Origin of the sequence: Gordonia lacunae (assembly GCF_002149015.1) — a bacterium.
GTDB classification, from domain to species: domain Bacteria; phylum Actinomycetota; class Actinomycetes; order Mycobacteriales; family Mycobacteriaceae; genus Gordonia; species Gordonia lacunae.
In genome coordinates this window covers 99,871-123,151 of the sequence record NZ_NGFO01000011.1, presented here as the reverse complement: position 1 = coordinate 123,151, position 23,281 = coordinate 99,871, and the positions used below count along the sequence as shown (strand labels likewise).

The following is a 23,281-nucleotide window of genomic DNA, read 5'->3' as shown; positions in this document are numbered from 1 at the left end:
GTGTCGGGACGACACCACTCAGGCGCCGGGAACGAGCGGAATGCCCAGCAGGGCGTCGACCGCGGCCGCGAGCTCGGCCGGCGCCGTCGTCGACGAACCGATGCCGTTGCGCACGTCTGCGCACCAACCATCGACTGCGGCAAGCGCTTTGGGGGTGTCGAGATCGTCGGCCAGGTGCTGGCGGATGCGGGCGATGACCGGCTCGGCGTCGGGACCGATACTTGCGCCGAGCGCCGCACGCCACCGGGCGAGGCGTTCGACGGCGGTGTCGAGGACCTCCGCGGTCCACATCCGGTCACCGCGATAGTGGTCGGCGAGCAGGGCGAGGCGGATCGCCGCCGGGTCCACGCCGTCTCGACGCAGCACCGAGACGAACACCAGGTTGCCGCGGCTCTTGGACATCTTCTCGCCGTCGAGGCCGACCATCCCGGTGTGCACGTAGTGCCGGGCGAACCGTCGCGAACCGGTGAGGGCCTCGCCGTGCGCGGCCGAATATTCGTGGTGCGGGTAGATGAGATCGTTGCCGCCGCCCTGGATGTCGAACTCGATCCCGAGGCGGTTCAGCGCGATCGCCGAACACTCGATGTGCCAGCCCGGCCGGCCCGGACCGAACGGTGACTCCCACGACGGCTCGCCGGGCCGCTCGGCACGCCAGAGCAGCGCGTCGAGCGGATCGCGCTTGCCGGGACGGTCGGGGTCGCCGCCGCGTTCGGCGAAGAACCGCGACATGGTCTCGCGGTCGTACCCCGACTCATACCCGAACTGGTCGGTGGCGTCGGTGCGGAAGTACACATCCGGGAACTCGGCGTCGTCGACGGTGTAGGCGGCACCGGAGGCCAGCAGCTTGTCGACGACCTCGACGACCTCGTTGACCGATTCGACCGCGCCGATGTAGTCGCGCGGCGGCAGGACCCGCAGGGCGGTCATGTCATCGCGGAACAGCTGCGTCTCCCGGGCCCCGAGGTCGCGCCAGTCGACGCCGTCGCGATCCGCCCGCTCGAACAGCGGGTCGTCGACGTCGGTCACGTTCTGCACGTAGTGGACCTCGTGGCCCTGGTCGCGCAGCACCCGATTGACCTGATCGAAGGTCACATAGGTGGCCGCGTGCCCCAGGTGGGTGGCGTCGTACGGGGTGATGCCGCAGACGTACATGGTCGCGGTGGCGCCGGGTGCGACGGGACGGACCGCGCGATCGGCGGTGTCGTAGAGACGGAGGGCGGGTCCACTACCCGGAACGGCGGGGAGTTCGAGATCGGGCCACGACTGCATGCGTCCACTGTATTGCCCGCTGGGGGTGTATCGCGTTCGGGGGCGAGCTGCCCGCTCCCCTCGTGCCGAGTGCGCCGCGCTCGCTCAGAACGGCGGCCACGGTATCGGGCGATGACCCGGCGGGTGCGGCATGGTCGCGCTCTCGGCGACCACGATCGCCCGGATCGCCAGCGACTCGATCTCGTCGGCGGTGATGTGCTCGGCGAGCTGCGTACGCAGCGCCGACCCGTCGGTCTCGAGCCGCTCGGCGAGCTCGGCGACGTCGGCGACGAGGTGCCCGGGCACCGGCTCCCCGGCCCAGCCCCACAGCACGGTCCGCAGTTTGTCCTCGCCGTGCAGACAGATGCCGTGGTCGATCCCGTAGACGACACCGTCCAGGCCCTCGAGCACGTGTCCGCCCTTGCGGTCGGCGTTGTTGAGGATCACGTCGAGCACCGACATCCGCTGCAGCCGCGGGTCGTCGGCGTGCACCAGGACGACCGGGTCGCCGTACGGGTCGTAGGCCTGGAGCACCGCGAGGTACCCGGCGGGCACGGCTCCGACCGGGCAGAGGTCGACGAGGTCGATCCGCGGCTCGGTCTCCGGGATCGGATGGTCGGTGTTGTCGGGTGTCTCGACCCAGCGCTGCACCATCCCCGGCCCGAGTGGCCCGTCGCGGTGCACCGTCGTCGGGATCGTGTCCCAGCCCAGCGCCTCGGAGATCAGATACGACGCCACCTCCCGTCCGGCGAGGGTGCCGTCGGGAAAGTCCCACAGCGGGACCTCGCCGCGGACCGGCTTGTAGACACAGCGCACCGATGCCTGGTCGTCGAGCACCGCGTCGCACACGAGGGTCGCGTTGCTGGCCGACGGGATCCGGCCGAGGATCGTGAGTTCGCCTGCGCGGAGGACGTGGTCGACCGCGGGCTCGTCAGTCACGCGCGGAGGGGCCGGTGTCACCGGGCTCGTCGGGGTCGTCCGGGTCACCGGGCTGCGGTGCGTCCCCGGCCTGGCCGAACGGGTCCTCGTCGGCCACCAGACCCGGGTCATTCTGTGCGGCAAGGCTGTTGAAGACGTCGGGATCGATGAAGTCGAGGGACTTGCTCAACTCCGCGTCCCGCTTGTAGCCGTTGGTCCGGATACACAGGTGACCCTCGGGATCGAGCGGTTCGCTGCACAGCGGGCACGGCTGCCGTCCCGCCGAGATCACCTTCGACGACCGGGCGGCGAACTCGCGGGCGGCCGCGGTGGTCAGGAAGACACGCACCGCATCCGGGCCCTCGTCGGTGTCGTCGAGGACGACGCTCTCGTCGAACTCCCCCTCGGTGATGGCGAGCAACTCGACCACCACGGCCTCGGACTCCGCGTCCCAGCCCAGGCCCATCGTCCCGACCCGGAACTCGGCGTCGACCGGCATCACCAGCGGGCTCAGATCGCCGACCCGGTCGGTCTCCGGCGGGATCGGGGTTCCGAAGCGGCGGTGGATCTCGTCCAGCAGCGCACCGATCCGATCCGCCAGGATCTGGACCTGCTGCTTTTCCAGCATCACGCTGATGATGCGGGCCTCGTGGACCGCCTGGAGGTAGAACGTACGGTCGCCGGGCTGCCCGATCGTGCCCGCCACGAAGCGGTCCGGGCTCCGGAACACGTGGATGGCTCGAGACATCACACCTCCTTCGTCGTCTGGTTCATTATCCCGATGTCGCGGGGATCGTCGCGGCACCGTTCGCCGACGGCGTGACATCCGCCCCGGTGTCGCCGCCCACGACCGCATCGTCGGCCGGGCGCTGCCCGTCCGGCGCCGGCGGCGGGGGCTTCGGGATGGACAGCGTCGCGGTGGCGTTCACGGTGTGCACGTACGGCCGCGACGAGGCGTACCGGATCACGCTGATCGACGCCGGTTCGACGACGATGCGCTGGAAGGCGTCGAGGTGGGTGCCCATGGCGTCGGCGATGACCGCCTTGATGACGTCGCCGTGCGAGCAGGCGATCCACACCCCGGAACCGTCGGGCCCGCCGTGGATCCGGTCCAGTTCCCGGATCGCGCGCACCGCGCGCGCCTGCACGTCGGCCAGCCCCTCGCCGTCGGGGAACACCGCGGCCGAGGGCTGTTGCTGCACGACCTTCCACAGCGGTTCCTTGAGCAGTTCGGAGATCGACCGCCCGGTCCAGCCGCCGTAGTCGACCTCTGCGAGGTCGTCGACGACGATCTCGGGCGGGGCCTGCCCGTCGGCGTCCAGCGCGGCCAGCAGCGGCGCGACCGTCTCGGCGCAGCGGTCGAGCGGCGAACGTGCCACCGCCCGGATGGAGCCGAGGTGGTCGCCGAGGCGTCGAACGAGATCATCGGCCTGGGCGCGCCCGCGGTCGTCGAGATGGACGCCGGCGCTGCGACCGGCGAGCACCCCCGAGGTGTTCGCCGTCGAACGGCCGTGCCGGAGAAGGATCACGGTCATCCCACAACCATAGGCACCGGCCCTGCGGGGCCGCACGGCGCGCGGAGTCCGGCGCGGCGGACGTGACGTCAGGTCGCCGAGATCGCGCCCGTCGACAGCAACACGATCAGGGTCACGCCGAGCACGACCCGGTAGGCGCCGAACCAGTTCATCGAGTGCGCGCTGACGAATCTCAGCAGCCAGGCGATCGCGGCATAACCGACGACGAACGCGATCAGCGTCGCGACGAGCAGCTGCGACCCGGACGCCTCCATGCCCTCACCGCTCGGGTTGAACGCGTCCGGGAGGCTGAACAGACCGGAAGCGGTGACCGCGGGGATGGCCAGCAGGAACGAGAAGCGGAAGGCGGCTTCACGTTCGAGCCCCAGGAACAGGCCCGCGCTCGCCGTGGCCCCGGAGCGCGAGACCCCCGGGATCAGGGCGAGGCACTGGGCGCCACCCATCACGAGGCCGTCGCGCAGGGTGAGTTGCTCGAGGTTCCGCTGTTTCTGCCCGTACCGCTCGGCGAGCCAGAACACCCCGGCGAACACGATGAGCATGATCGCGACGAGCCACAGATTGCGCCCGGTGGTGCGGATCTCGTCCTTGAAGAGGTATCCGATCAGACCGATCGGGATCGTCGCGAAGATCACATACCACCCGATCCGGTAGTCGACGTTTCGCTCGTCGGCATGCCGCAGCCCGCGGAACCAGGCGGTGATGATGCGCACGATGTCCCGGGCGAAGAAGACCAGGACGGCAGCCTCGGTACCGAGCTGGGTGACCGCGGTGAAGGAGGCGCCGGCGTCCTCCCCGAACATCAGCTCGGAGGCGATGCGGAGATGCCCCGAGGACGAGATCGGCAGGAACTCGGTGAGGCCCTGTAACGCCCCGAGGACGATCGACTGGGTCCACGTCATGGTGTCGGTCACGGCGCCCGATGCTACTTGGGCCCGCGGCGCCCGACCCGACACGGCACTCGCCGTCGACCCGCCTGAGTGACGCGCGGACACGGTCACGCAAGATGGGGACATGTCCTCGCCGCGACCATCCCGCACCCCTCACCAGTCCCGCACGGGCATGTCGCGGGTGCGGGGCCCGGTCGCCGCAGCCGCGGCTCTGGTGATCGGTGTGGGCATGATCACCGCGTGCGGCTCCGACGACGGCACGCCCGACGTACCGACCGTGACGCCGGCGACCGCGCCGGAGGCGCCGGCGAGTTCGGCGGCTGCCCCGGCCGGGACCGTCGTCCCCGCTCCGGCCGGGGCGCGGGCGCTGGCGGCGTCGGGCGAGAGCGTTGCCGTCCTCGCGGCCGACGGCAACCAGATCCTCCGATACGACACCCGGGCGGTGACCGCGCCGCCCCGGACCATCGCCGTCCCGGGTCTCACCGCTCTCGCGGCGGGTGACGACGGCGGATACGTCGGTGCGGGCCCCGGTGTTCTCGTCGTCGTCGACGCCGACGGTCGGGTCCAGACCGGCGATCTCGAATCCGACCAGCCGACCGCGGTGACGCGGACCGCGTCAGGCTTTCTCGTCGCCGGTACGGCGGACGGACGAGTTCTCGTGTACGACAAGGACTTCGCGAAGAAGCACGATCTCGATCGCTTCGTGCGGGTGGACTCGCTGACCGCGGCACCGGAATCCGCGGAGGGGCTCGCCGGCCAGGTCGTCGTCCTGGACCGCGCACAGTCGTCGGTGACCCCGGTCGACCCGGAGTCCGGCGACCTGGGGCCGGCGCTGCGTGCCGGCAACGGGGCCACCAACTCCACCGTCGACGAGTTCGGACGGGTCCTCGTCGCCAACACCCGCGACGGCGAGATCCTCGGGTTCTTCGGATCGCCGCTGGTGATGCGCTTTCGCTATCCGGTGGCGGACGGACCGTACGCCGTAGACTACGACGACACCCGGGACCGGCTCTGGGTGTCGACGACCGGCAACAACGAGGTGGTGGCATATGACCTGGCAGACGGTGAACCCACCGAGGTCCAGCGGTTCGCGTCGGTCATGCAGCCCGACCGGATCGCCGTCGACTCGTCGGGCACCGTCTACGTGCTGTCCGCGCGTGACGGCGGACTCCAGGTCGTCCCGGCTGGGCGGGCCGAATGACTGCTGACCGTTCGAACGCGCGATCCGCGCGTACCTCGGCACGGCTCGGTTCCCGCTATCCGGACGGGTGGGAGGTCACCACGGAGGATGTCGAGTGCGTGCTGCTCCGTCTGCCACCCGACGTGACCCGTGTGACCGCGTCGATGCGGCTGGCTCTCGAAGCCGAGTTCGGCGGATGGGAACTGTCGCGGGTGCGGCTGTACTCCGACGGCACCCGAAAGGTACTGCTGAAGCGGCGCCGGCCGCCGCGAGGGTCCCGCGGACCCCACGGCCGCGACCCGGCCGACGAGCAGTCCCCTGACCACAACGGCCACGACCCCCGGAGCGCACGCGCATGCTGATGTCCCGCGGTGCCACCCGAGTACTCCCCGTACTCAACCGGTGGTGCTATCCCCTGCTGCGGTCGATCATGTTCCGCGTGGATCCCGAGCGAATCCACCACATCGTCTTCTCGGTCCTGCGTGTCGTCGGGCGGTTTCCGCCGCTGGCGTTCCTGACCGCCAAGCTGCTCGGGCGGCACGATCCCGTCCTGCGCACGCGGGTCTTCGGTGTCGACTTCCCCGCCCCGATCGGTCTGGCGGCCGGGTTCGACAAGACGGCGGGTGCGGTGAACACCTGGGGTCAGATCGGTTTCGGTTTCGCCGAGATCGGGACGATCACCGGTCAGGGGCAACCCGGCAATCCGACGCCGCGTCTGTTCCGGCTTCCCGCCGACCGCGCGCTCATCAATCGGATGGGCTTCAACAACCCGGGCGCGGAGGTTGCCGCACAGCACCTGACCGGCGTCCGACGGGGCCCGGTGTCGGTGCCCATCGGCGCCAACATCGGCAAGACCAAGGTCGTTCCGGTCGATGACGCGATCGACGACTACCGGCGCTCGGCGGAATTGCTGGGACCGCTGTCGGATTTCGTCGTCGTCAACGTGAGCTCGCCCAACACCCCGGGGCTGCGCGACCTGCAGGCGGTGGATTCGCTCCGACCCATCTTGGCCGCGGTGCTCGAGGCGGTGCATGTGCCGGTGCTGGTCAAGATCGCGCCCGATCTCGTCGACGACGACATCGACGCCGTCGCGGACCTGGCCGTCGAACTCGGCCTGGCCGGGATCGTCGCCACCAACACCACGATCGGCCGCGACGGTCTGCACACCTCGGCCGACGAGGTCCGGGAGATCGGTGCGGGTGGCCTCTCCGGGCCACCGGTCGCCGCCCGGTCGCTGACCGTGCTTCGTCGCCTCTACAACCGGGTCGGCGGACGGATCGCGCTCGTCAGCGTCGGTGGCATCGAGACCGTCGACCAGGCCTGGGAACGCATCTGTGCCGGCGCCGACCTGCTGCAGGTCTACACCGGCTTCATCTACGGCGGACCGGTGTGGCTCGATGAGCTCCACGCCGGCCTCGCGCAACGGGTGCGCGCCGGAGGCTTCGCCTCGATCTCCGACGCGGTGGCGTGCGCGGCTCGCAACCAGCCCTGACCGTCACCGATCGCCCGACACCGATCGGGTGGACGAACTCAGATGTTCTCGCCGGGCTGTTCGTAGGTGCCGATGAGGGTCGCGCGCGCGATCGCGTGAGAGAACAGGTTGAAGCCCAGGTACGCGGGCGTCGCGTTCTCCGGCAGTCCCAGGGACTCGGTGTCGACGGCGTGCACGACGACGAAGTACCGGTGCGGGCCGTGTCCGGGCGGCGGCGCCGCACCGATGTAGCGGCGCAGCGAGGCGTCGTTGGTGAGCGTGACCGCCCCCTCGGGCAGGCCGGAGCCCTCCTCGTCACCTGCGCCTTCGGGCAGGCTCGTGACCGAGACGGGGATGTCGGCGACCGCCCAGTGCCAGAACCCGGCGGCGGTGGGAGCGTCGGGATCGTAGACGGTGACGGCGAAACTCTTGGTCTCGGCGGGGAATCCGGACCAGCTCAGCTGCGGTGAGAGGTCTTCGCCACCCGCGCCCATGATCCCGCTCACCTGCCCGTTGGCCAGCGCGGCCCCGTCGGCGAGACTCTCCGAGGTCAGGGTGAACCCGGGCAGGCTCGGTAGCGGGGAGTACGGGTCGAATGACGACATGTGTTCACCTTTCTCATGTTTCGCGTGTCGCACAAGGGCCGGGCATGCCCCGACCGGGTGGTCCCGGTCGGCAGGAAGGCCGTGCCGCCCACTGTAGGTGAGGGTTCAGCTGTGTCGCAGGAAGTGTTCGAAGACCTTGGTGCCGAACAGAACCGAGTCGACGGGGACCCGCTCGTCGACGCCGTGGAACAGTGCCGCGAAGTCGAGTTCGGGTGGCAGCTGCAGCGGCGCGAACCCGAAGCACCGGATCCCGAGTTTCGCGAATGCCTTGGCGTCGGTGCCGCCGGAGAGCATGTACGGCACCGTCTTTCCCTGCGGATCGTGTTCGAGGATGGCCGCGTTCATCGCCTCGACCAGGTCGCCGTCGAAGGTGGTCTCGTAGGAGTCGAGATGGGTGATCCACTCGCGCCGCACGTTGGGCCCGATGAGTTCGTCGATCTCCTTCTCGAAGGCGGCCTGGCGCCCGGGCAGGACGCGGCAGTCGACGACCGCCTCGGCCTTCTGCGGGATGACATTGGCCTTGTACCCCGCCTTGAGCATCGTGGGGTTGGCGGTGTCGCGCAGTGTCGCGCCGATGATCCGCGCGAGATTGCCCAGTTTGAACAGCGACGTCTCCAGATCGGGGGCGTCGGGGCTCAGGTCGAGACCCGTCTCCGCGCTGACCTCGGCCAGGAACTGGCTCACCGATTCCGTCATCACCAGGGGGAATGTGTGTCGCCCGATCCGGGCGACCGCTTCGGCGACCTCGGTGACGGCGTTCTCGTCGTGCAGGAACGAGCCATGTCCGGCCCGGGCCTCGGCGGTCAGCCGCATCCACGCGAGGCCCTTCTCGGCCGTCTCGACCAGATAGAGCCGCTTCTGCGTGCCATCGGGCCGGTCGACGGTGAGCGAGAAGCCGCCGACCTCGCCGACCGCCTCGGTGATGCCCTCGAACAGCTCGGGCCGGTTCTCGACGAGCCAGTGGGAACCCCACGACCCGCCGGCCTCCTCGTCGGCGAGGAAGGCGAAGACCAACTCGCGGGGCGGGACGGTGCCGTCCCGTTTGAACTGACGCGCGAGTGCCAGGGCCATCCCGGCCATGTCCTTCATGTCGACCGCGCCGCGGCCCCAGATGTAACCGTCCTTGATCGCCCCGGAGAACGGATGCACGCTCCAGTCGGCCGGCTCGGCGGGCACGACGTCGAGGTGGGCGTGGATGAGCAGTGCGCCGCGATCGGAGTCGGGCGGCCCGGCGAGGCGGGCGAACACGTTGCCGCGCCCGGGTCGCCCGGACTCGACGTACTGCGTCGTGTAGCCCACCTCCTCGAGCTGCTGGGCCACCCAGCGGGCGCACTCCTCCTCACCCTTGGTGGTCTCGGGCTCGCCCGTGTTGGAGGTGTCGAAACGGATCAATTGGCTGACCAGATCGACCACTTCGTCGGTCGCAGACTGTGAAGACACCCCTCACTCCTACGGGATTTGGGATACACGGGCAACCTCGGTTAGGGTTATCCCGCTGCAGCGAGACGACGGCGAGAGATCGCCGGAAACACTCACCGCGGCATGCATGTCCGAGTGGCGGAATGGCAGACGCGCTAGCTTGAGGTGCTAGTGTCCTATTAACGGACGTGGGGGTTCAAGTCCCCCCTCGGACACCACCAGAACATCGAGAAGAACCCCGGCTTCGCGCCGGGGTTCTTCTCGTTGGGCCTGCTGTCGTAGCGGTCGCCTGTCAGGGCGCGACGGAATCCGCCAGCGCCGCCCAGGCCCGCGAGTACGGCAGGTCGATCGAGTTCTCCACGAAGGCCCGCAGGATGGCGCGGCGCAGGCGTCGCTGCACCGCCCACTGGCCGTTGGGCTTGGTCTTCACGGTCAGTCGCAGGACGACCTGATCCGACGACACCTCCTGCACACCGAGCATCTCGATCTGGCCGAGGATGTCGGTCGAGTCCTCCTCGATCGCGGTGCGCGCCGCCTCGTCGGCCACCTGCTGCGCCTTGTCGATGTCGGCACCGGGAGCCACCGGGACGTCGACGCGCGCGACCGCGAACTCCTGGCTCATGTTGCCCACACGGGCGATCTCACCGTTGCGGACATACCAGAGGGTGCCGTCGATGTCGCGCAGCGTCGTCACCCGGAGTCCCACCGACTCGACCTCGCCGACCGCCTCGCCGAGGTCGACGATGTCACCCACGCCGTACTGGTCCTCGAGCAGCATGAACACGCCGGTCACGAAGTCCCGCACCAGATTCTGCGCTCCGAAACCGATGGCGAGGCCGACGATCCCGGCCGAGGCGATGAACGGCGCGATGTTGACGCCGAGCACGCTCAACACGCTCAGGACCACCCAGACGAGCAGGACGATCGACACCGTGGACTTGAGGACCGAACCGATCGTCGCGGCACGCTGGGCGCGCCGGGCGGCGATCTGCGCGCTGCGCTCGGGCGAGGGCGATTTCGACCGCAACCCGCGCATGAGGGCCGTACCCCGGCCCGGCTCCCCGCCCGCGGGTCGTGGCCGGGTGGCGCGGTCGATGGAGCGGTGGATCACGAAACGGACGATCAACGCGACGACCACATAAGCGACGATGCGAGCTGGATTCTCGATCAGCCATTCGCGATTCGTTTCCGTCCATTCGAAGGCAGAGTCCTGAATCGACATGGGTCCGACCGTACGGATCATGACCTCGATGTCCAGCCGCCGAGGGGTCCGGTCGTCATGGGCGACCGGATGTGCGGCGGTCGAAAACCGTTGTCAGCCTGCGGTGAACGTGACGATGTTCTGATCGAGGATCATCTGATCCTCGTGTGTGCTCTCGGTCACGCCGGGGGTGAGTCGGAGGGGCACCCCGGTTCCCTCGGAGGCGTCGAAGGCCGCGGTGTCGGCCACGCGCCCGGTGATCGCGAATCTGTCGGTCACACTCGGGACCCCCTCGGAACCGAGGAACTCCGGGCCGTTCATGACATGAACGTGCAGGTGCGGCGCCACCGAGTTCCCGCTGTTGCCGACCTTCCCGAGGACGTCACCGCGCCGCACGCGGTCGCCCGCTCCGAAGCGCACCGAACCAGGCTGCATGTGCGCGTAGTTCACGTAGAAACCGTTGCCGATGTCGAGCACGAGGTTGTTGCCGTCGGCGTCGTCGATCGGCAGTCCGTCCGGATACTCGCCCGGGGTCTGCTCGGGCAGGTCGTTGCGGCTGACGACGACCGTGCCGTCAGCGACGGCGAGGACGTCGTCGCCGAAGATCCGGTAGCTCGCCGGGTTCTTCTCGTCGCCGACGAAGATCCGTCCGTCCGCGGCCGCCTGCTCCCAGTCCACCGCGTACCGCTGGGCGAGGACCGGCGATCCGTTCAGCGGGAGGACCGCGCGGGTGTGCCGGACAGCGTCGCAGCACGCGTCCGCGGCGATGTAGTACTCGCCGGCGAGCGGCGGTCCCAGAACCGGGACGGTCGAATCGCTCACCGTCACGGGCGCGATGCGTTCGTCGACCTCCCGCATGCCGGGCGGCGCCTGATCGGCGCGCACCGAGATCTCATGGATCAGCTGCTCGGGTGGGTTACCCGGGACGACCACGTGGAGGAACAAGACGCCGTTCTGGCCCGCCGCCAGCACAGCCGAGTACCCCTCAGGTGCGCCCGGGGCCGACGGCACCGACGGGGCGCCGGTGGGTTTGAGCCGGCCACGGACCGCGTTCTCGTCGAGCGAGAGGAGCGGTCCGCCGTTCGGGGTGGCGTCGAGAACCTCCACGCCGGTGATCGTCACCGGCACCCGCATGAAATTGGTCAGTGAGATCTCATAGACCAGGTGATCGTTCCTGTCGGAACCGGCGAACGGCGTCGGGGCGAACATCACCGAACCGACCACCGGGGTGACGACGGGTTCCGGTGGGGCACCACTCGACACGGCCATGTCGCTGCTCGCGGCGCCATCCGGATCCGACGAGTTCGTGCCGCACGCGCTCACCAGGAGTACGGCACCGGCGCCGAGTGCGGCCAACATGAGTCGTGTCGAGGCCATCGGTTCCTCCGGGGCTCATCGGGCCGACGTCGGTTCGTCCCGGCTGCGGCGAGCGTAGGGGTCCAGCGGGGTGGCGCGGCGGCGTTCGCGCCGGACCCGGCACAATTGTGTGGTGACCCAACGCCTGTTCTTCGACTGCGACACCGGCATCGACGACTCGCTCGCGTTGATCTACCTGCTCGCACGCGCCGACGTCGACCTCGTCGGCGTCGCCTCGACCGCCGGGAATGTGCCCGTCGACGTCGTCACGTCCAACAATCTGTCGTGGCTGGAGCTGTGCGGACGCCCCGAGGTTCCGGTCCACACCGGCTCGGCCACTCCCCTCGTCGCCGCACTGATGACCACCGAGGACACACACGGACCGCTGGGGGTCGGACACGCCGAGCTGCCTGCCCCGACCACGACGCCGAGCCATCTCGATGCCGCCGACGCCTGGATCGAGGCGTCGCAGGCACACGACGGTGAACTCGTCGGCCTGGTGACCGGCCCGCTCACGTCCCTGGCGACCGCGATCCGCCGTGACCCGGGCCTGCCGCCGCGCCTGCGCCGACTCGTCATCATGGGCGGTGCCTTCCACACGCACGGAAACACGACACCCACCTCCGAGTGGAACGTCGCCGTCGATCCGGAGGCCGCCGCCGAGGTGTTCGCCGCCTTCGGCACCGCGGGCGCACCCGAACCCATCGTCTGCGCACTCGACCTCACCGAATCGGTCGTCCTCACCCCCGACCACGTGGTCCGGCTCGCCGCCGCGGCCGGCAGCGCACCCGTCGAGTGCCCGGACCCGACCGACGACCGCGGACTCCGCTCCGTCGCCGACAACGAGATCATCCGGCATCTCGTCGACGCGCTGCGGTTCTATTTCGAGTTCCACGACGACCACGACGAGGGCTACATCGCCCACCTCCACGATCCGTTCGCCGCGCTGGTCGCGCTGGCCCCCGACACGGTGCAGACGCGCGCGGCGCATGTCGACGTCGAGCTCGCCGGGACCCTGACCCGGGGCATGACCGTGGCCGACGAACGCTGGATGACCTCTCCCGGGCCGAACGCCCGCATCGCGACCGCCGTCGACGTCGAGGCCGTCTTCGACGAACTCATCGAGACGATCGGCACGTTCGCCCGCACCCGCACACCCGACGTCGTCGGCACCGCGCCGGAGGAGTCCGCGGGACTACTCTGAACGGGTGACTCGACTCGGTTACCAGATCCCGAACTTCACCTACCCCGGCGTCGCCGCCGACAAATTGTTCCCCACCGTGGTCGCGCAGGCGCAAGAAGCCGAGAACTCCGGTTTCGACACCGTCTTCGTGATGGACCACTTCTATCAGCTGCCCATGCTCGGTGAGCCCGACGATCCGATGATCGAGTGCTACACCCTGCTCGCGGCACTCGCGCAGCACACCTCGAAGGTCCGCCTGTCGTCGCTGGTCACCGGCAACACCTATCGCAATCCGACCCTGCTCGCGAAGACGGTCACGGCCCTCGACGTGGTGTCCGGCGGTCGCGCCCAGCTCGGCATCGGCGCGGGATGGTATGAGCTGGAACATGATTCACTCGGCTACGAGTTCGGGACGTTCACCGACCGGTTCGAGCGCCTCGAGGAGGCGCTGCAGATCATCCTCGGCATGCTGGCCGGTGAGGCACCGAGCCTCGACGGCAAGCGCTATCGGGTCGTCGACGCCCTCAACGTGCCTGCGCCGCTGTCGAAGATCCCGGTGATGATCGGCGGGGGCGGCGAACGCAAGACGTTGCGGATGGTCGCGCAGTACGCCGACGAATCGAACCTGCTGTGCACGCCGGCCGACATCCCCCGCAAACTCGACGCCCTCGCCGAACACTGCGAGCGACTCGGCCGGGACCGTTCGGAGATCACCGTGACCGTGCAGACATCGGCGTGCGTGGCTCCCACCTCCGCCGAGGCGACTGCCGAACTGGAGGCGTATCTGGAGCGCACGCCGGCGGCCGAAGCGCGTCGCGGTTCGACGATCGTCGGCGACCCCGACGAGGTGGCCGCCCGGTACGCCGAACTGCTCGCGGCCGGCATCGATGGTGTCACGGTGAACGCACCCGCCAACGGCCATGTACCGGGCCGGGTCTCGCTGCTCGGCGAGACGCTGGCACCGCTGCTGGCCTGACCGCGGCCACCTCTGCTCCCTGAGGCGCGAGCGAAGCGAGCCCCCGCTCCCTGAGGTGCCGCTCCTGCACCTCACGGGAGCAGAGGTGGGTCACTCAGCGCTCGTCGAACGCGTCCACGATCCGTTGCGCCGCGAGTGCGGGGGTCAAAGACCCGTCGCGCAACTGTTGCTCGACCTCGCCGCGGACACCGCGGACCGCGGGCGAATCACCGAGCCGGGACAGCACGATGTCGTTCACCATCGCCCAGGTCCAGTCGATCTGCTGCTGATTGCGTCGGGCCGTGAACTCGCCTGCCTCGGTGAGGGTCTCGTTGTGTCGCACGACGGTCTTCCAGAACTCGTCCACCCCGGTGTTCTCGATCGCGCTCATGGTGAGCACCGGTGGCATCCACAGCGCGTCGTGCGGGTAGAGGAGTTTCAGAGCGTTGGTGAGTTCGCGCGCCGCGCCCTTCGCCTCGTTGAGATGCTTGCCGTCGGCCTTGTTCACCACGACCACATCGGCGAGCTCGAGCACACCCTTCTTTATGCCCTGCAACGAATCCCCGGTGCGGGCCAGGGTGAGGAACGTGAACGTGTCGACCATGTTGGCGACCGTCACCTCGGACTGGCCGACGCCCACGGTCTCCACCAGCACGACGTCGAAGCCCGCGGCCTCGACCAGCACGATGCTCTCGCGGGTGGCCTTGGCCACGCCACCGAGCGTGCCCGACGTCGGCGACGGCCGGATGTAGGCGTTCGCCGCCGTCGACAACCGGCCCATCCGGGTCTTGTCGCCGAGGATCGAACCCCGCGTGCGCGTCGAACTGGGGTCGACGGCGAGCACCGCAACCTTGTGACCGAGCTCCAGCAGATGCATGCCGAGTGCCTCGATGGTCGTCGACTTGCCGACCCCTGGGACGCCGGTGATGCCGACGCGGAACGAGTTGCCCGCGTGCGGCGTCAGCTTCAACAGCAACTCCTGGGCGGCCGCCCGATGGTCGGCGCGCCTGGACTCGACGAGGGTGATCGCGCGCGCCAGGTCGGCGCGGCGATCGGCCAGCACGGCCTCGGCCAGCGCGTCGACGTCGACGGGACGTCGAGGTTGGACCGCCATCAGTTCGCGGTCGCCCCGGGCAGCTCCAGGCCGAGGGTGTCGGCGAGCTTGCCGATCAGCTCCACGGCCGAGTCGGCGATGACCGATCCCGGCGGGAAGATCGCGGCGGCACCGGCCTCGTACAGCTCGGCGAAGTCACCGGGCGGGATCACACCGCCGACGACCACCATGATGTCCTCGCGGCCGACCTCCTTCAGCGCCTCCCGCAGGGCGGGGACCAGCGTCAGATGCCCGGCGGCCAGCGACGACACACCCACCACGTGCACGTCGTTGTCGGCGGCCTGGGCGGCCACCTCCTCCGGCGTGGCGAACAGCGGGCCCACGTCGACGTCGAAGCCGAGGTCGGCGAAGGCGGTCGCGATCACCTTCTGGCCGCGGTCGTGACCGTCCTGGCCCATCTTCGCGACCAGTACACGCGGCTGTCGACCTTCCGCCTCGGCGAACTGGCGCACGGCCTCGATCGCCGCGTCGATGTTGCTCACCTCGCCCGCCTCATGTCGATACACCCCGCTGATCGTCTTGATCTCCGCCTGATGCCGACCGTAGACCTTCTCGAGCGCCTCGGAGATCTCGCCGACCGTCGCCTGATGACGCGCGGCCTCGATGGCCAACGCCATCAGGTTGTTCTCCAGGCCGCCTTCCGACGACGCGGCGGCGCGGGTGAGATCGGCGAGAGCCGCCTCGACCGCCGCCGAGTCGCGCTCCGCGCGAAGCCGGTCCAGCTTCTCCAGCTGCTCGGCGCGCACCTTGGAGTTCTCGACCTTGAGGACCTCGATCTCCTCGTCGTCGGCGACCTGGTACTTGTTCACACCGACCAGCGGCTGCTGGCCCGAGTCGATGCGCGCCTGGGTGCGGGCCGCGGCCTCCTCGATCCGCAGCTTCGGCAGACCCTCGTTGATCGCCTGCGTCATGCCGCCGGCCTCTTCGACCTCGCGGATGTGCTTGCGCGCCTTCTGCGCCAGCTGATGCGTCAGCCACTCGACGTAGTTCGAACCGGCCCACGGGTCGATCGGCCGCGTGGTGCCCGACTCCTGCTGCAGGAGCAGCTGGGTGTTGCGCGCGATCCGCGCGGAGAAGTCCGTCGGCAGCGCGATCGCCTCGTCCAGGGCGTTGGTGTGCAGCGACTGGGTATGCCCCTGGGTCGCGGCCATCGCCTCGACGCAGGTGCGGGCCACGTTGTTGAACACGTCCTGGGCGGTCAGCGACCAGCCCGAGGTCTGCGAATGTGTCCGCAGCGACAGCGATTTCGCGTTCTTCGGCGCGAAGTCGGCGACCAGTTCACTCCACAGGAGACGCGCCGCGCGCAGCTTGGCGACCTCCATGAAGAAGTTCATGCCGATGCCCCAGAAGAACGACAGTCGCGGGGCGAACTTGTCGATGTCCAGGCCGGCCTCGAGCCCCGCGCGGATGTATTCGACGCCGTCGGCGAGGGTGTAGGCCAGTTCCAGATCGGCCGTCGCACCGGCCTCCTGGATGTGGTAGCCCGAGATCGAGATCGAGTTGAACTTCGGCATCTTCTGGCTGGTGTACTCGAAGATGTTCGAGATGATCCGCATCGACGGCTTCGGCGGATAGATGTAGGTGTTGCGGACCATGAACTCTTTGAGGATGTCGTTCTGGATGGTCCCGGCCAGCTTCTCCGGCGGCACGCCCTGCTCCTCGGCGGCCACGACGTACAGCGCGAGGATCGGCAGCACGGCGCCGTTCATCGTCATCGACACCGACACGCTGCCGAGATCGATGCCGTCGAAGAGCTGACGCATGTCGAGGATCGAGTCGATCGCCACACCGGCCATGCCGACGTCGCCGGCGACGCGCGGGTGGTCGGAGTCGTAGCCACGGTGGGTCGCGAGGTCGAACGCGACCGACAGTCCCTTCTGGCCGGCCGCGAGATTACGGCGGTAGAAGGCGTTGGACTCGGCGGCGGTCGAGAAACCGGCGTACTGGCGGATGGTCCACGGCTGGTTGACGTACATCGTCGGGTACGGGCCCCGGATGAACGGCGCGGCACCGGGAACCGAGTCGAGCGGGTACGGATGCTCGGCGTCGGCGAGGACGGCGTCGCGCTCGGCGCGGGTGTAGACCGGCGTGACGTCGATCTGCTCCGGGGTGTTCCAGGTGACCTGGTCCACCGAGTAGCCGTGCGCCGAGGCCAGTTCGTCGGTGACCGCGGCCGCGGTACCGGACGGTCCCCCGCCTGCGGTCGACGTGCCGGTGTCGTCCGATGCCAGACCGATTCCGGCGAAGCTCGGGATCGACTGTGTCACATCGGGTTCGGTCTGGGTCATGCCGTTGCTCCCGCCGTCTTCGGGGATGTCGAGGCCAGCTGGTCGAGAAGGTCGCCGAGGGTGCTCACCGCATCGATGCCGACCCGCAGTGAACCGTCGGGACGATCGTCTCCCGCAGGCCATTCCTTGTCCGGTCCGGCGAGCAGGACCTTCGACAGCCCGGCCGCGCGTGCGGCCGCGAGTGCGGCGGGCCCCTCCTCGGCGTACCGGGCCTTGGTGCCGCAGAGGACCGCGATCGGGGTGCCCGCGCCGACCACCGCGTCGCCGATCTTGTCGGCGGTCAGCGGGCCCGGGTTGACGACGGTGATGCCGCCGGCTCCCAGGAAGTTCGCGACAAAGGTGGTGCGGCCGTTGTGTTCGGCGACGCTGCCCAGCGGGATCAGCAGGATCGAGGGCCTGGCCCCGTGCTCGGCGAGCACGACGTCGGACCGATCCCGCAGCTCCTCGAAGGCGCGCCCGATCCGCGCGAGGCGCGGCGTTCCGGTGACGACATCGGTGACCGCCGAGGCCGGTGCCCCCGTCGTCTCCGACAGCGCACGCTCGTCGATGTTGGGGAACTCGTTGACGCCGGTGACCGAGATGCGACGGTGTGCGACCTCGGTGTCGCGGCGTGCGAGCGAGGCGTCGACCTTCTCGGCGATCCATCCGGTGTCGAGCGCGACACGGTACCCGCCGGCGGCCTCGACCTCGGTGAACGCCGCCCAGGCGTTGGTCGCGAGGTCGTCGGTGAGGGACTCCACGAACCACGAGCCGCCGGCCGGATCGAGGACGCGTCCGATGTTGGACTCCTCGAGCAGCAGCAGCTGGGTGTTGCGGGCGATACGACGGGAGAAGGCGGCGCTCGAGGTGCGCTTGTCCGCCGGGATGGTCGCGTCGTAGCCCAGGACGGTGAGCTGATCGGCCCCGCCGACACCGGCTCCGAACGCCGCGATGGTGCTGCGGAGCATGTTCACCCACGGGTCGCGTTGGGAGTACATCGAGAGGTCGGTCACTCCGTGGGTGAGCGCGCCGCCGGCCTCGGGTGCGCCGACCACCTCGGCCACCCGGGCCCAGATCTTGCGCAGCGCACGGAACTTCGCGATCGTGGCGAACTGGTCGTCGTCGGCCGAGACGCCGAAGGTGATCTGACCGAGCGCCGCCTCGGCCGAGAGGCCGGCAGCGGTGAGGTCCCGGAGGTGGGCGACCGCGGCGGCCACCGTGAGGGCCAGTTCGAGGCCGTTGTCGGCACCCGCGGTGGCGAAGTCGCTTCCGTCGACGCGGAACGTACGCACGCCGACGGGCAGCCCGGAGGCGGCGAGCGCGGTCGCCTCGTCCGGATCGACGGTCGGGCGGCCGGAGAAGGTGGCCGTCAACGGCGACAGACCGAAGGAGTGGACGGTGGCCGCCGTCGGGGCGGCGGCGACCGGAGCGGCCTGGGCCTGTTCCTTGAGGGCGAGCAGTTCGCGGGCCGCCGCGATCCCCTCGGTGCCCGCGTCGAGGGTCACCGGCACCAGATCGAGGTAGACGCCGCGCAACGCGGTCGCGAGGTCGGCGACCCCGAGCCCGTCACCGGGCCTGCTCACCGAGAGCCAGAGTCCGCTCGTCCCGTTGGCCATCGCCTCGAGGATGAGCTCGTTGAGGTCCTCCGCCGCAGTCGCGTCGTCGCCGAACCGTTCCGTGACGCGCCACCCGGTGGTGACGTCACGAGCGGGGTCGGCGCCGCGGACGAACGGGAAGCGACCGGGAACACCGGGTTCCGCGAGCTCGTCGCGTCGCGTGTAGAGCGGCCGGATGGTCAGCCCGTCGGCGGTGTCGGTCGAGAGCAGCGCCTCGGGTGTGTCGGGCAGCTCGTCGACGTCGACACGTCGCGACTTCGCCAGAACGGCCGCGGCGGCCGTGGACCACGCCTGGTAGGCCTGATCGAGTTCTGGGTCGGGTTTGGGCTGGTCAGTTTGCTGTGGCATGTGGGGAAGCACACCTCCGTGAATGCACTGTGATGAGCGCGTAGACGACACTAGCCGATCGCTCGCTCGGCCCGGCGTCGAGGTGGGCGTGACGTGGCCCACTCGAGCAGGCTGACCGCCGCGCGGTCCAGAGTAGAGTGTCCGAGTGCCCGATCCTTCCACTGTCAGCGAGGACGTCGCCGACTCGATCGGGACCGACGCCGCCGATACCGCGGACGCGGGAGCGGCCGGGGACGGCCGGACCTCGACGTCCGCTCGCCGGGGATTCGATCGCCGGGTCCTGCGCCGGGCACTGGTCGCCGTCGCGCTTCTCGCCGCCGTGCTGGCCGGCTCCTACTTCGTGCCGCTGCCCTCGATCGCGAGCGTGCGCGACTGGGGCGCCGATCTGGGACCGGCCTTCGTGTGGTTGTTCTTCCTCGCCTATGCCGTCGTCACCATCGCCCCCATCCCGCGTTCGACGTTCACCGTCATGTCTGGCATCTTCTTCGGGCCGCTCGTCGGCTTCGCGGGGGCGATGATCGCCTCCTCGATCGCGGCGGTGGCCGCCTTCGCCCTGGTCCGCCGAGTCGGACGGGATCGCGTGCAGCCGTATCTGAAGACGCCGGTGGTCCGGGCCGTCGACTACCGGCTCGAGCGCCGCGGCTGGCTGGCGGTCGGGTCGCTCCGCTTCATCGCGGCCTGCCCGTTCTCGGTGGCGAACTACTGCTCTGCCCTGTCGTCGGTGCGTCTGGTGCCGTACGCGGTGGCCAGCATCCTCGGCATGGCCCCGGGCACGGCGGCCGTGGTGATGCTGGGCGATTCGCTGACCGGCGACACACATCCGCTTCAATTGGCGGTCACCGGCGGCTTGTTCGCGATCGGTATCGCGGGCCTGGTCCTGGACTCACGCCTACCCGTGTCGCGCATAATCAACCGATAGTCGACCGCCTTCAGAGCACCGAGGTGAATATTGTCCAACGCAGACGAGGCCGAGCAGAGAGCGTGGCGCATCCACGCAGCGCTATTGGATTGGACCGGGAAGGTCGACCAGAAGGCTTCTTTCGTACTAACTCTCGAAACTGCAGCGCTCACCGCAGTGGTCGCCATTCTTGCACAGACGACTTTCAGAAACTCACTCAACCATTCTCAGTTCGCTCTTTTCACGCTGGGTATTGCATCGATCGCTTGCGCGATGTATTTGTGTGTTCTTGCAATACGGCCACGCTTGAAGTCGCACCGAACGTCTTCGCAGATAGAGGGACATTTCATCTTTTTTGGCCATCTCACCGCCCAAACCCGTGCTGAAATCCGGGGCCATTTACTTAGTTCCGATATACTAATACCTCTTGTTAATCAACTGAAAGAAATGAGTGACATCTGCTGGAGAAAGCACAAGCGGGTACAATGGTCAATTAACCTATTCGTGGTCGGATTAGTTTTGATTGGCATCCCATGCTTGATATTCATGCTCGCCGACCACTTTACGGACGCCAAAAAACCATAATGAGCAGCACTAATTCCAAAGAACAATATTTCGTAATTACCGCCGATCAAAAAAACAGCCGATCCGCCCCTGACCGGGTGGACGAACTCATTAGCACCCTAGATAGCAGCGTACCGACGGTTAGGCCATTCGAACGCACTGCAGGAGACGAATTTCAAGCGGTTCTCGATGATCCGATGGCGCTCGCAAGTTTGGCGGTCGAAATCTGTTCCGATGGCCACTGGAGCGTGGGAATTGGTGTCGGACCGGTAGAATTGCCCCTCCCTTCTTCCACCAGAGCATGCCGTGGGCCAGCTTTTGCATCGGCACGAACTGCAGTCGAGGCCGCGAAGCGTCAAAGAATTCCGCTCTGCGTCCACGGACCTGACATCCGTTGGTGTCACCACGCGCAGACGGCGGCCCGCTTGATTACGAACATTATCGCCACTCGGAGTGCAGCCGGAGTAGAGGCCGTAACCCTAATCCGCCAAGGATTCTCTCAGGTCGAAGCGGCGGGGAGCCTCGGCATCACGCCCCAAGCTATGAGCCAGCGGCTCCGAGCCGCAGGCTGGGACCTAGAATCCGACACGCTAGATTTAGTTGGCGATTGCCTTTCCGCCTCTGCAGGCCGCAATCGCCGATAAACACCACGTGTTGAAATGCCGAACAGAGTCTACAAAATCTGCCGGTCGCTGTATTCGCCGCGGAGACGGTAGGCAGACACAGCGTATACACAAGAACTAGCTCGACGTCTTCGGCGCCCAATTGAACCGAGCCTCTAGGTCGTGGGCTCGGCCGTGCCCGGATCCGCGGGTTCGGACCAACCGCCATCGGCGAGTTCGGCCGGCTCGGTCCCGACCGGCGGTACATGCCGCGAGGCCCGTCCCGCGCGCGCGGTGATCTCGGGGGCGACCGGGGTACGGGCGACCGCCTCGGCCTCGGCGACCGCCTGGGCGACCTTCGGATCCGAGGCCATCGAGAACCAGTCCTCGGTCTCCGAGTCGTCGATCGGTGAGGGCGGCGAGTCGCTGGGCTCGTACCGGAACACGCCGTCGTCCCCCTGGACACCGAAGGACTTCGCGAATCCCTGGAGGGCCGAACCGAAGTCGGAGGGCACGACCCACACCTTGCTGCCCTCGCCCTTCGCCATCTCGGGCAGCTGCTGCAGATACTGGTAGGCCAGGAGCTCCGGGGTCGGTTTGGCCGCCTTGATCGCGGCGAAGGTCTTCTCGATCGCCTTCGCCTCACCCTGTGCGTTGAGGTACGACGCGGCGCGCTCGCCCTGCGCCCGCAGGATGCGTGACTGCCGGTCGGCCTCGGCCGCGAGGATCGCGGCCTGCTTGGCGCCCTCGGCGGCGAGGATCTGCGACTGTTTGTTGCCCTCGGCGGTCTTGATCGCCGACTCGCGCTGGCCTTCGGCGGAGAGGATCGTCGCCCGCTTCTCGCGGTCGGCCTTCATCTGCTTCTCCATCGACTCCTGGATCGACGGCGGCGGCATGATCGATTTCAGCTCGACGCGGGCGACACGGAGTCCCCAGCGGCCGGTCGCCTCGTCGAGCACGCCGCGCAGCTGACCGTTGATGGAATCGCGAGAAGTCAGGGTCTCCTCGAGCGTCATCCCGCCGACCACGTTGCGCAGTGTCGTGATGGTCAGCTGTTCGACACCGGCGATGTAGTCGTCGATCTCGTACACGGCGGCCCGGGGGTTGGTGACCTGGAAGTAGACGACGGTGTCGATGGACAGGGTCAGATTGTCCTCGGTGATGACCGGCTGCGGCGGGAACGAGACCACCCGCTCACGGACATCGACGCGAGCGCGGATACGGTCGATGAACGGCAACAGCAGCGTGAGTTGCCCGGACACGGTTCGCGTGTAGCGGCCCAGTCGTTCGATCACCGCCGCCTCCGCCTGCGGGATGAGTGCCACCGACTTGACCAGCATCACCACCACGAGCAACACGAGCAAGACGAGGACGGTCAGGCCGAAGATCTCGTACTCCATGGTCACCTTCCTGCGTTGTCGTTCCTACGTGTCCGCACTGCCGCTGCGGATCAGGCGCGCCACACCACCGCGGTCGCGCCGTCGATCTCGACGACGGTCACGTGGGTTCCCGGTTCGAGCACCTGAGACGGGTCCATCGCGCGGGCCGACCACACGTCGCCGTCGATCTTGACCCGTCCGTCGGTGGCGTCGACCTGCTCGGTCACCACCGCGGGCCGGCCCTCGAGGGCCTCGGTGTTCATCAGCACCGCGGGGCGGTTGAGCATGTGCCGGCGGGCGATCGGACGCACCGCGACGAGGAGCAGCACCGAGACGAGTGCGAAGACGACGCCGTCCACCCACAGCGGTGGCTCGAAGACGAAGTCGACGCCCGCCGCGGCGAGCGCACCGCCGGCCAGCATGAGCAAGACCAGTTCGCCCCCGAACATCTCCGCGACCGTCAGGACGATCGCGGCCGCCAACCACAGCAGGGCGCTCATGCGTCCAGTCTGCCAGAGATGTCCGACCCGCCTTC

22 protein-coding genes and 1 tRNA gene are annotated in these 23,281 nt (G+C 68.6%); 9 read left to right on the top strand and 14 right to left on the bottom strand.

Annotated features, from left to right (window positions below):
• Window positions 1-18 precede the first annotated feature (18 nt).
• The 5 genes from mshC to CA982_RS11670 form a co-directional block, all read right to left on the bottom strand.
• A complete protein-coding gene (gene mshC, locus CA982_RS11690) occupies window positions 19-1,269 on the bottom strand; it encodes a cysteine--1-D-myo-inosityl 2-amino-2-deoxy-alpha-D-glucopyranoside ligase (protein ID WP_086535492.1) in 1,251 nt (416 codons plus the stop codon).
• Window positions 1,270-1,353: 84 nt separating this feature from the next.
• A complete protein-coding gene (locus tag CA982_RS11685) occupies window positions 1,354-2,208 on the bottom strand; it encodes an SCO1664 family protein (RefSeq protein WP_086535491.1) in 855 nt (284 codons plus the stop codon).
• Window positions 2,180-2,914, bottom strand: a complete 735-nt coding sequence (locus CA982_RS11680; protein ID WP_086535490.1) for a DUF3090 domain-containing protein — start codon at window positions 2,912-2,914, stop codon at window positions 2,180-2,182. The genes CA982_RS11685 and CA982_RS11680 overlap by 29 nt, the downstream gene beginning before the upstream one ends.
• 25 nt (window positions 2,915-2,939) lie before the next feature.
• Window positions 2,940-3,701: an MSMEG_4193 family putative phosphomutase gene (locus CA982_RS11675; RefSeq protein ID WP_086535489.1), complete on the bottom strand. Its 762-nt coding sequence runs from the start codon at window positions 3,699-3,701 to the stop codon at window positions 2,940-2,942.
• A gap of 68 nt (window positions 3,702-3,769) precedes the next feature.
• Window positions 3,770-4,612, bottom strand: coding sequence for an undecaprenyl-diphosphate phosphatase (locus CA982_RS11670; RefSeq protein WP_086535533.1), 843 nt, complete (start codon window positions 4,610-4,612; stop codon window positions 3,770-3,772).
• A gap of 100 nt (window positions 4,613-4,712) precedes the next feature.
• On the opposite strand from CA982_RS11670, the gene CA982_RS11665 reads away from it, so the two are divergent.
• From CA982_RS11665 to CA982_RS11655, 3 genes are read left to right on the top strand one after another with little or no spacing between them, the layout of a single operon-like run.
• Window positions 4,713-5,789: an NHL repeat-containing protein gene (locus CA982_RS11665; protein WP_244176230.1), complete on the top strand. Its 1,077-nt coding sequence runs from the start codon at window positions 4,713-4,715 to the stop codon at window positions 5,787-5,789.
• On the top strand, window positions 5,786-6,130 hold the full coding sequence (locus CA982_RS11660; RefSeq protein ID WP_086535488.1) for a DUF5703 family protein: 345 nt from the start codon (window positions 5,786-5,788) through the stop codon (window positions 6,128-6,130). The genes CA982_RS11665 and CA982_RS11660 overlap by 4 nt, the downstream gene beginning before the upstream one ends.
• Window positions 6,124-7,260, top strand: a complete 1,137-nt coding sequence (locus tag CA982_RS11655; RefSeq protein WP_086535487.1) for a quinone-dependent dihydroorotate dehydrogenase — start codon at window positions 6,124-6,126, stop codon at window positions 7,258-7,260. The genes CA982_RS11660 and CA982_RS11655 overlap by 7 nt, the downstream gene beginning before the upstream one ends.
• Before the next feature lie 38 nt (window positions 7,261-7,298).
• Here CA982_RS11655 and CA982_RS11650 read toward each other — a convergent pair whose 3' ends face one another.
• Both CA982_RS11650 and CA982_RS11645 read right to left on the bottom strand, forming a co-directional pair.
• Complete coding sequence (locus CA982_RS11650; protein WP_086535532.1) at window positions 7,299-7,844, bottom strand: YbhB/YbcL family Raf kinase inhibitor-like protein; 546 nt, start codon at window positions 7,842-7,844, stop codon at window positions 7,299-7,301.
• A 105-nt stretch (window positions 7,845-7,949) separates the two neighbouring features.
• A complete protein-coding gene (locus tag CA982_RS11645; RefSeq protein ID WP_086535486.1) occupies window positions 7,950-9,284 on the bottom strand; it encodes a M20/M25/M40 family metallo-hydrolase in 1,335 nt (444 codons plus the stop codon).
• Window positions 9,285-9,392: 108 nt separating this feature from the next.
• Here CA982_RS11645 and CA982_RS11640 point away from each other — a divergent pair.
• A tRNA-Leu gene (locus CA982_RS11640) sits at window positions 9,393-9,481 on the top strand.
• A 74-nt stretch (window positions 9,482-9,555) separates the two neighbouring features.
• Here CA982_RS11640 and CA982_RS11635 read toward each other — a convergent pair.
• Both CA982_RS11635 and CA982_RS11630 read right to left on the bottom strand, forming a co-directional pair.
• On the bottom strand, window positions 9,556-10,485 hold the full coding sequence (locus CA982_RS11635; RefSeq protein WP_086535531.1) for a mechanosensitive ion channel family protein: 930 nt from the start codon (window positions 10,483-10,485) through the stop codon (window positions 9,556-9,558).
• A gap of 93 nt (window positions 10,486-10,578) precedes the next feature.
• Window positions 10,579-11,841: a M23 family metallopeptidase gene (locus CA982_RS11630; protein ID WP_086535485.1), complete on the bottom strand. Its 1,263-nt coding sequence runs from the start codon at window positions 11,839-11,841 to the stop codon at window positions 10,579-10,581.
• Window positions 11,842-11,953: 112 nt separating this feature from the next.
• Between CA982_RS11630 and CA982_RS11625 the strand changes: the two genes are divergently transcribed.
• Both CA982_RS11625 and CA982_RS11620 read left to right on the top strand, forming a co-directional pair.
• Complete coding sequence (locus CA982_RS11625) at window positions 11,954-13,024, top strand: nucleoside hydrolase (RefSeq protein ID WP_086535484.1); 1,071 nt, start codon at window positions 11,954-11,956, stop codon at window positions 13,022-13,024.
• 4 nt (window positions 13,025-13,028) lie between these two features.
• Window positions 13,029-13,979: an LLM class F420-dependent oxidoreductase gene (locus CA982_RS11620; RefSeq protein WP_086535483.1), complete on the top strand. Its 951-nt coding sequence runs from the start codon at window positions 13,029-13,031 to the stop codon at window positions 13,977-13,979.
• A 94-nt stretch (window positions 13,980-14,073) separates the two neighbouring features.
• Here the strand turns inward: CA982_RS11620 and meaB are convergent, their stop codons facing one another.
• The 3 genes from meaB to CA982_RS11605 are packed head-to-tail and all read right to left on the bottom strand — an operon-like array spanning window position 14,074 to window position 19,303.
• Complete coding sequence (gene meaB / locus CA982_RS11615) at window positions 14,074-15,072, bottom strand: methylmalonyl Co-A mutase-associated GTPase MeaB (protein WP_086535482.1); 999 nt, start codon at window positions 15,070-15,072, stop codon at window positions 14,074-14,076.
• Complete coding sequence (scpA, locus tag CA982_RS11610; RefSeq protein WP_086535481.1) at window positions 15,072-17,360, bottom strand: methylmalonyl-CoA mutase; 2,289 nt, start codon at window positions 17,358-17,360, stop codon at window positions 15,072-15,074. The genes meaB and scpA overlap by 1 nt, the downstream gene beginning before the upstream one ends.
• On the bottom strand, window positions 17,357-19,303 hold the full coding sequence (locus tag CA982_RS11605) for a methylmalonyl-CoA mutase family protein (RefSeq protein WP_086535530.1): 1,947 nt from the start codon (window positions 19,301-19,303) through the stop codon (window positions 17,357-17,359). Before CA982_RS11605 ends, scpA begins: the two co-directional genes overlap by 4 nt.
• A gap of 145 nt (window positions 19,304-19,448) precedes the next feature.
• Here CA982_RS11605 and CA982_RS11600 point away from each other — a divergent pair, with 145 nt between their 5' ends.
• From CA982_RS11600 to CA982_RS26890, 3 genes are read left to right on the top strand one after another with little or no spacing between them, the layout of a single operon-like run.
• Window positions 19,449-20,222 carry a TVP38/TMEM64 family protein gene (locus CA982_RS11600; protein ID WP_086535480.1) on the top strand — a complete coding sequence of 258 codons (774 nt, stop codon included), beginning with the start codon at window positions 19,449-19,451 and terminating at the stop codon, window positions 20,220-20,222.
• Window positions 20,223-20,252: 30 nt separating this feature from the next.
• Window positions 20,253-20,786 (top strand): Pycsar system effector family protein, encoded by a 534-nt coding sequence (locus CA982_RS27185; protein ID WP_482793321.1) that lies wholly within the window; start codon window positions 20,253-20,255, stop codon window positions 20,784-20,786.
• Window positions 20,786-21,409 carry a hypothetical protein gene (locus CA982_RS26890; protein ID WP_086535479.1) on the top strand — a complete coding sequence of 208 codons (624 nt, stop codon included), beginning with the start codon at window positions 20,786-20,788 and terminating at the stop codon, window positions 21,407-21,409. Before CA982_RS27185 ends, CA982_RS26890 begins: the two co-directional genes overlap by 1 nt.
• Window positions 21,410-21,543: 134 nt before the next feature.
• Here the strand turns inward: CA982_RS26890 and CA982_RS11590 are convergent, their stop codons facing one another.
• Together CA982_RS11590 and CA982_RS11585 are read right to left on the bottom strand one after the other, a co-directional pair.
• On the bottom strand, window positions 21,544-22,767 hold the full coding sequence (locus CA982_RS11590; protein ID WP_086535478.1) for an SPFH domain-containing protein: 1,224 nt from the start codon (window positions 22,765-22,767) through the stop codon (window positions 21,544-21,546).
• 50 nt (window positions 22,768-22,817) lie between these two features.
• Entirely contained in the window at window positions 22,818-23,246 is a 429-nt protein-coding gene (locus CA982_RS11585) for an NfeD family protein (RefSeq protein WP_086535477.1), read from the bottom strand.
• Window positions 23,247-23,281: the final 35 nt, after the last annotated feature.

What these genes read in the sequence shown, in the direction of transcription:
- CA982_RS11660 (WP_086535488.1), top strand. Translation starts at nt 5,786, where the DNA reads ATGACTGCTGACCGTTCGAACGCGCGATCCGCGCGTACCTCGGCACGG.
- CA982_RS11665 (WP_244176230.1), top strand. Translation starts at nt 4,713, where the DNA reads ATGTCCTCGCCGCGACCATCCCGCACCCCTCACCAGTCCCGCACGGGC.
- CA982_RS11590 (WP_086535478.1), bottom strand. Translation starts at nt 22,767, where the DNA reads ATGGAGTACGAGATCTTCGGCCTGACCGTCCTCGTCTTGCTCGTGTTG.
- CA982_RS11680 (WP_086535490.1), bottom strand. Translation starts at nt 2,914, where the DNA reads ATGTCTCGAGCCATCCACGTGTTCCGGAGCCCGGACCGCTTCGTGGCG.
- CA982_RS26890 (WP_086535479.1), top strand. Translation starts at nt 20,786, where the DNA reads ATGAGCAGCACTAATTCCAAAGAACAATATTTCGTAATTACCGCCGAT.
- scpA (WP_086535481.1), bottom strand. Translation starts at nt 17,360, where the DNA reads ATGACCCAGACCGAACCCGATGTGACACAGTCGATCCCGAGCTTCGCC.
- CA982_RS11635 (WP_086535531.1), bottom strand. Translation starts at nt 10,485, where the DNA reads ATGTCGATTCAGGACTCTGCCTTCGAATGGACGGAAACGAATCGCGAA.
- mshC (WP_086535492.1), bottom strand. Translation starts at nt 1,269, where the DNA reads ATGCAGTCGTGGCCCGATCTCGAACTCCCCGCCGTTCCGGGTAGTGGA.
- meaB (WP_086535482.1), bottom strand. Translation starts at nt 15,072, where the DNA reads ATGGCGGTCCAACCTCGACGTCCCGTCGACGTCGACGCGCTGGCCGAG.
- CA982_RS11585 (WP_086535477.1), bottom strand. Translation starts at nt 23,246, where the DNA reads ATGAGCGCCCTGCTGTGGTTGGCGGCCGCGATCGTCCTGACGGTCGCG.
- CA982_RS11655 (WP_086535487.1), top strand. Translation starts at nt 6,124, where the DNA reads ATGCTGATGTCCCGCGGTGCCACCCGAGTACTCCCCGTACTCAACCGG.
- CA982_RS11675 (WP_086535489.1), bottom strand. Translation starts at nt 3,701, where the DNA reads ATGACCGTGATCCTTCTCCGGCACGGCCGTTCGACGGCGAACACCTCG.
- CA982_RS11630 (WP_086535485.1), bottom strand. Translation starts at nt 11,841, where the DNA reads ATGGCCTCGACACGACTCATGTTGGCCGCACTCGGCGCCGGTGCCGTA.
- CA982_RS11605 (WP_086535530.1), bottom strand. Translation starts at nt 19,303, where the DNA reads ATGCCACAGCAAACTGACCAGCCCAAACCCGACCCAGAACTCGATCAG.
- CA982_RS11650 (WP_086535532.1), bottom strand. Translation starts at nt 7,844, where the DNA reads ATGTCGTCATTCGACCCGTACTCCCCGCTACCGAGCCTGCCCGGGTTC.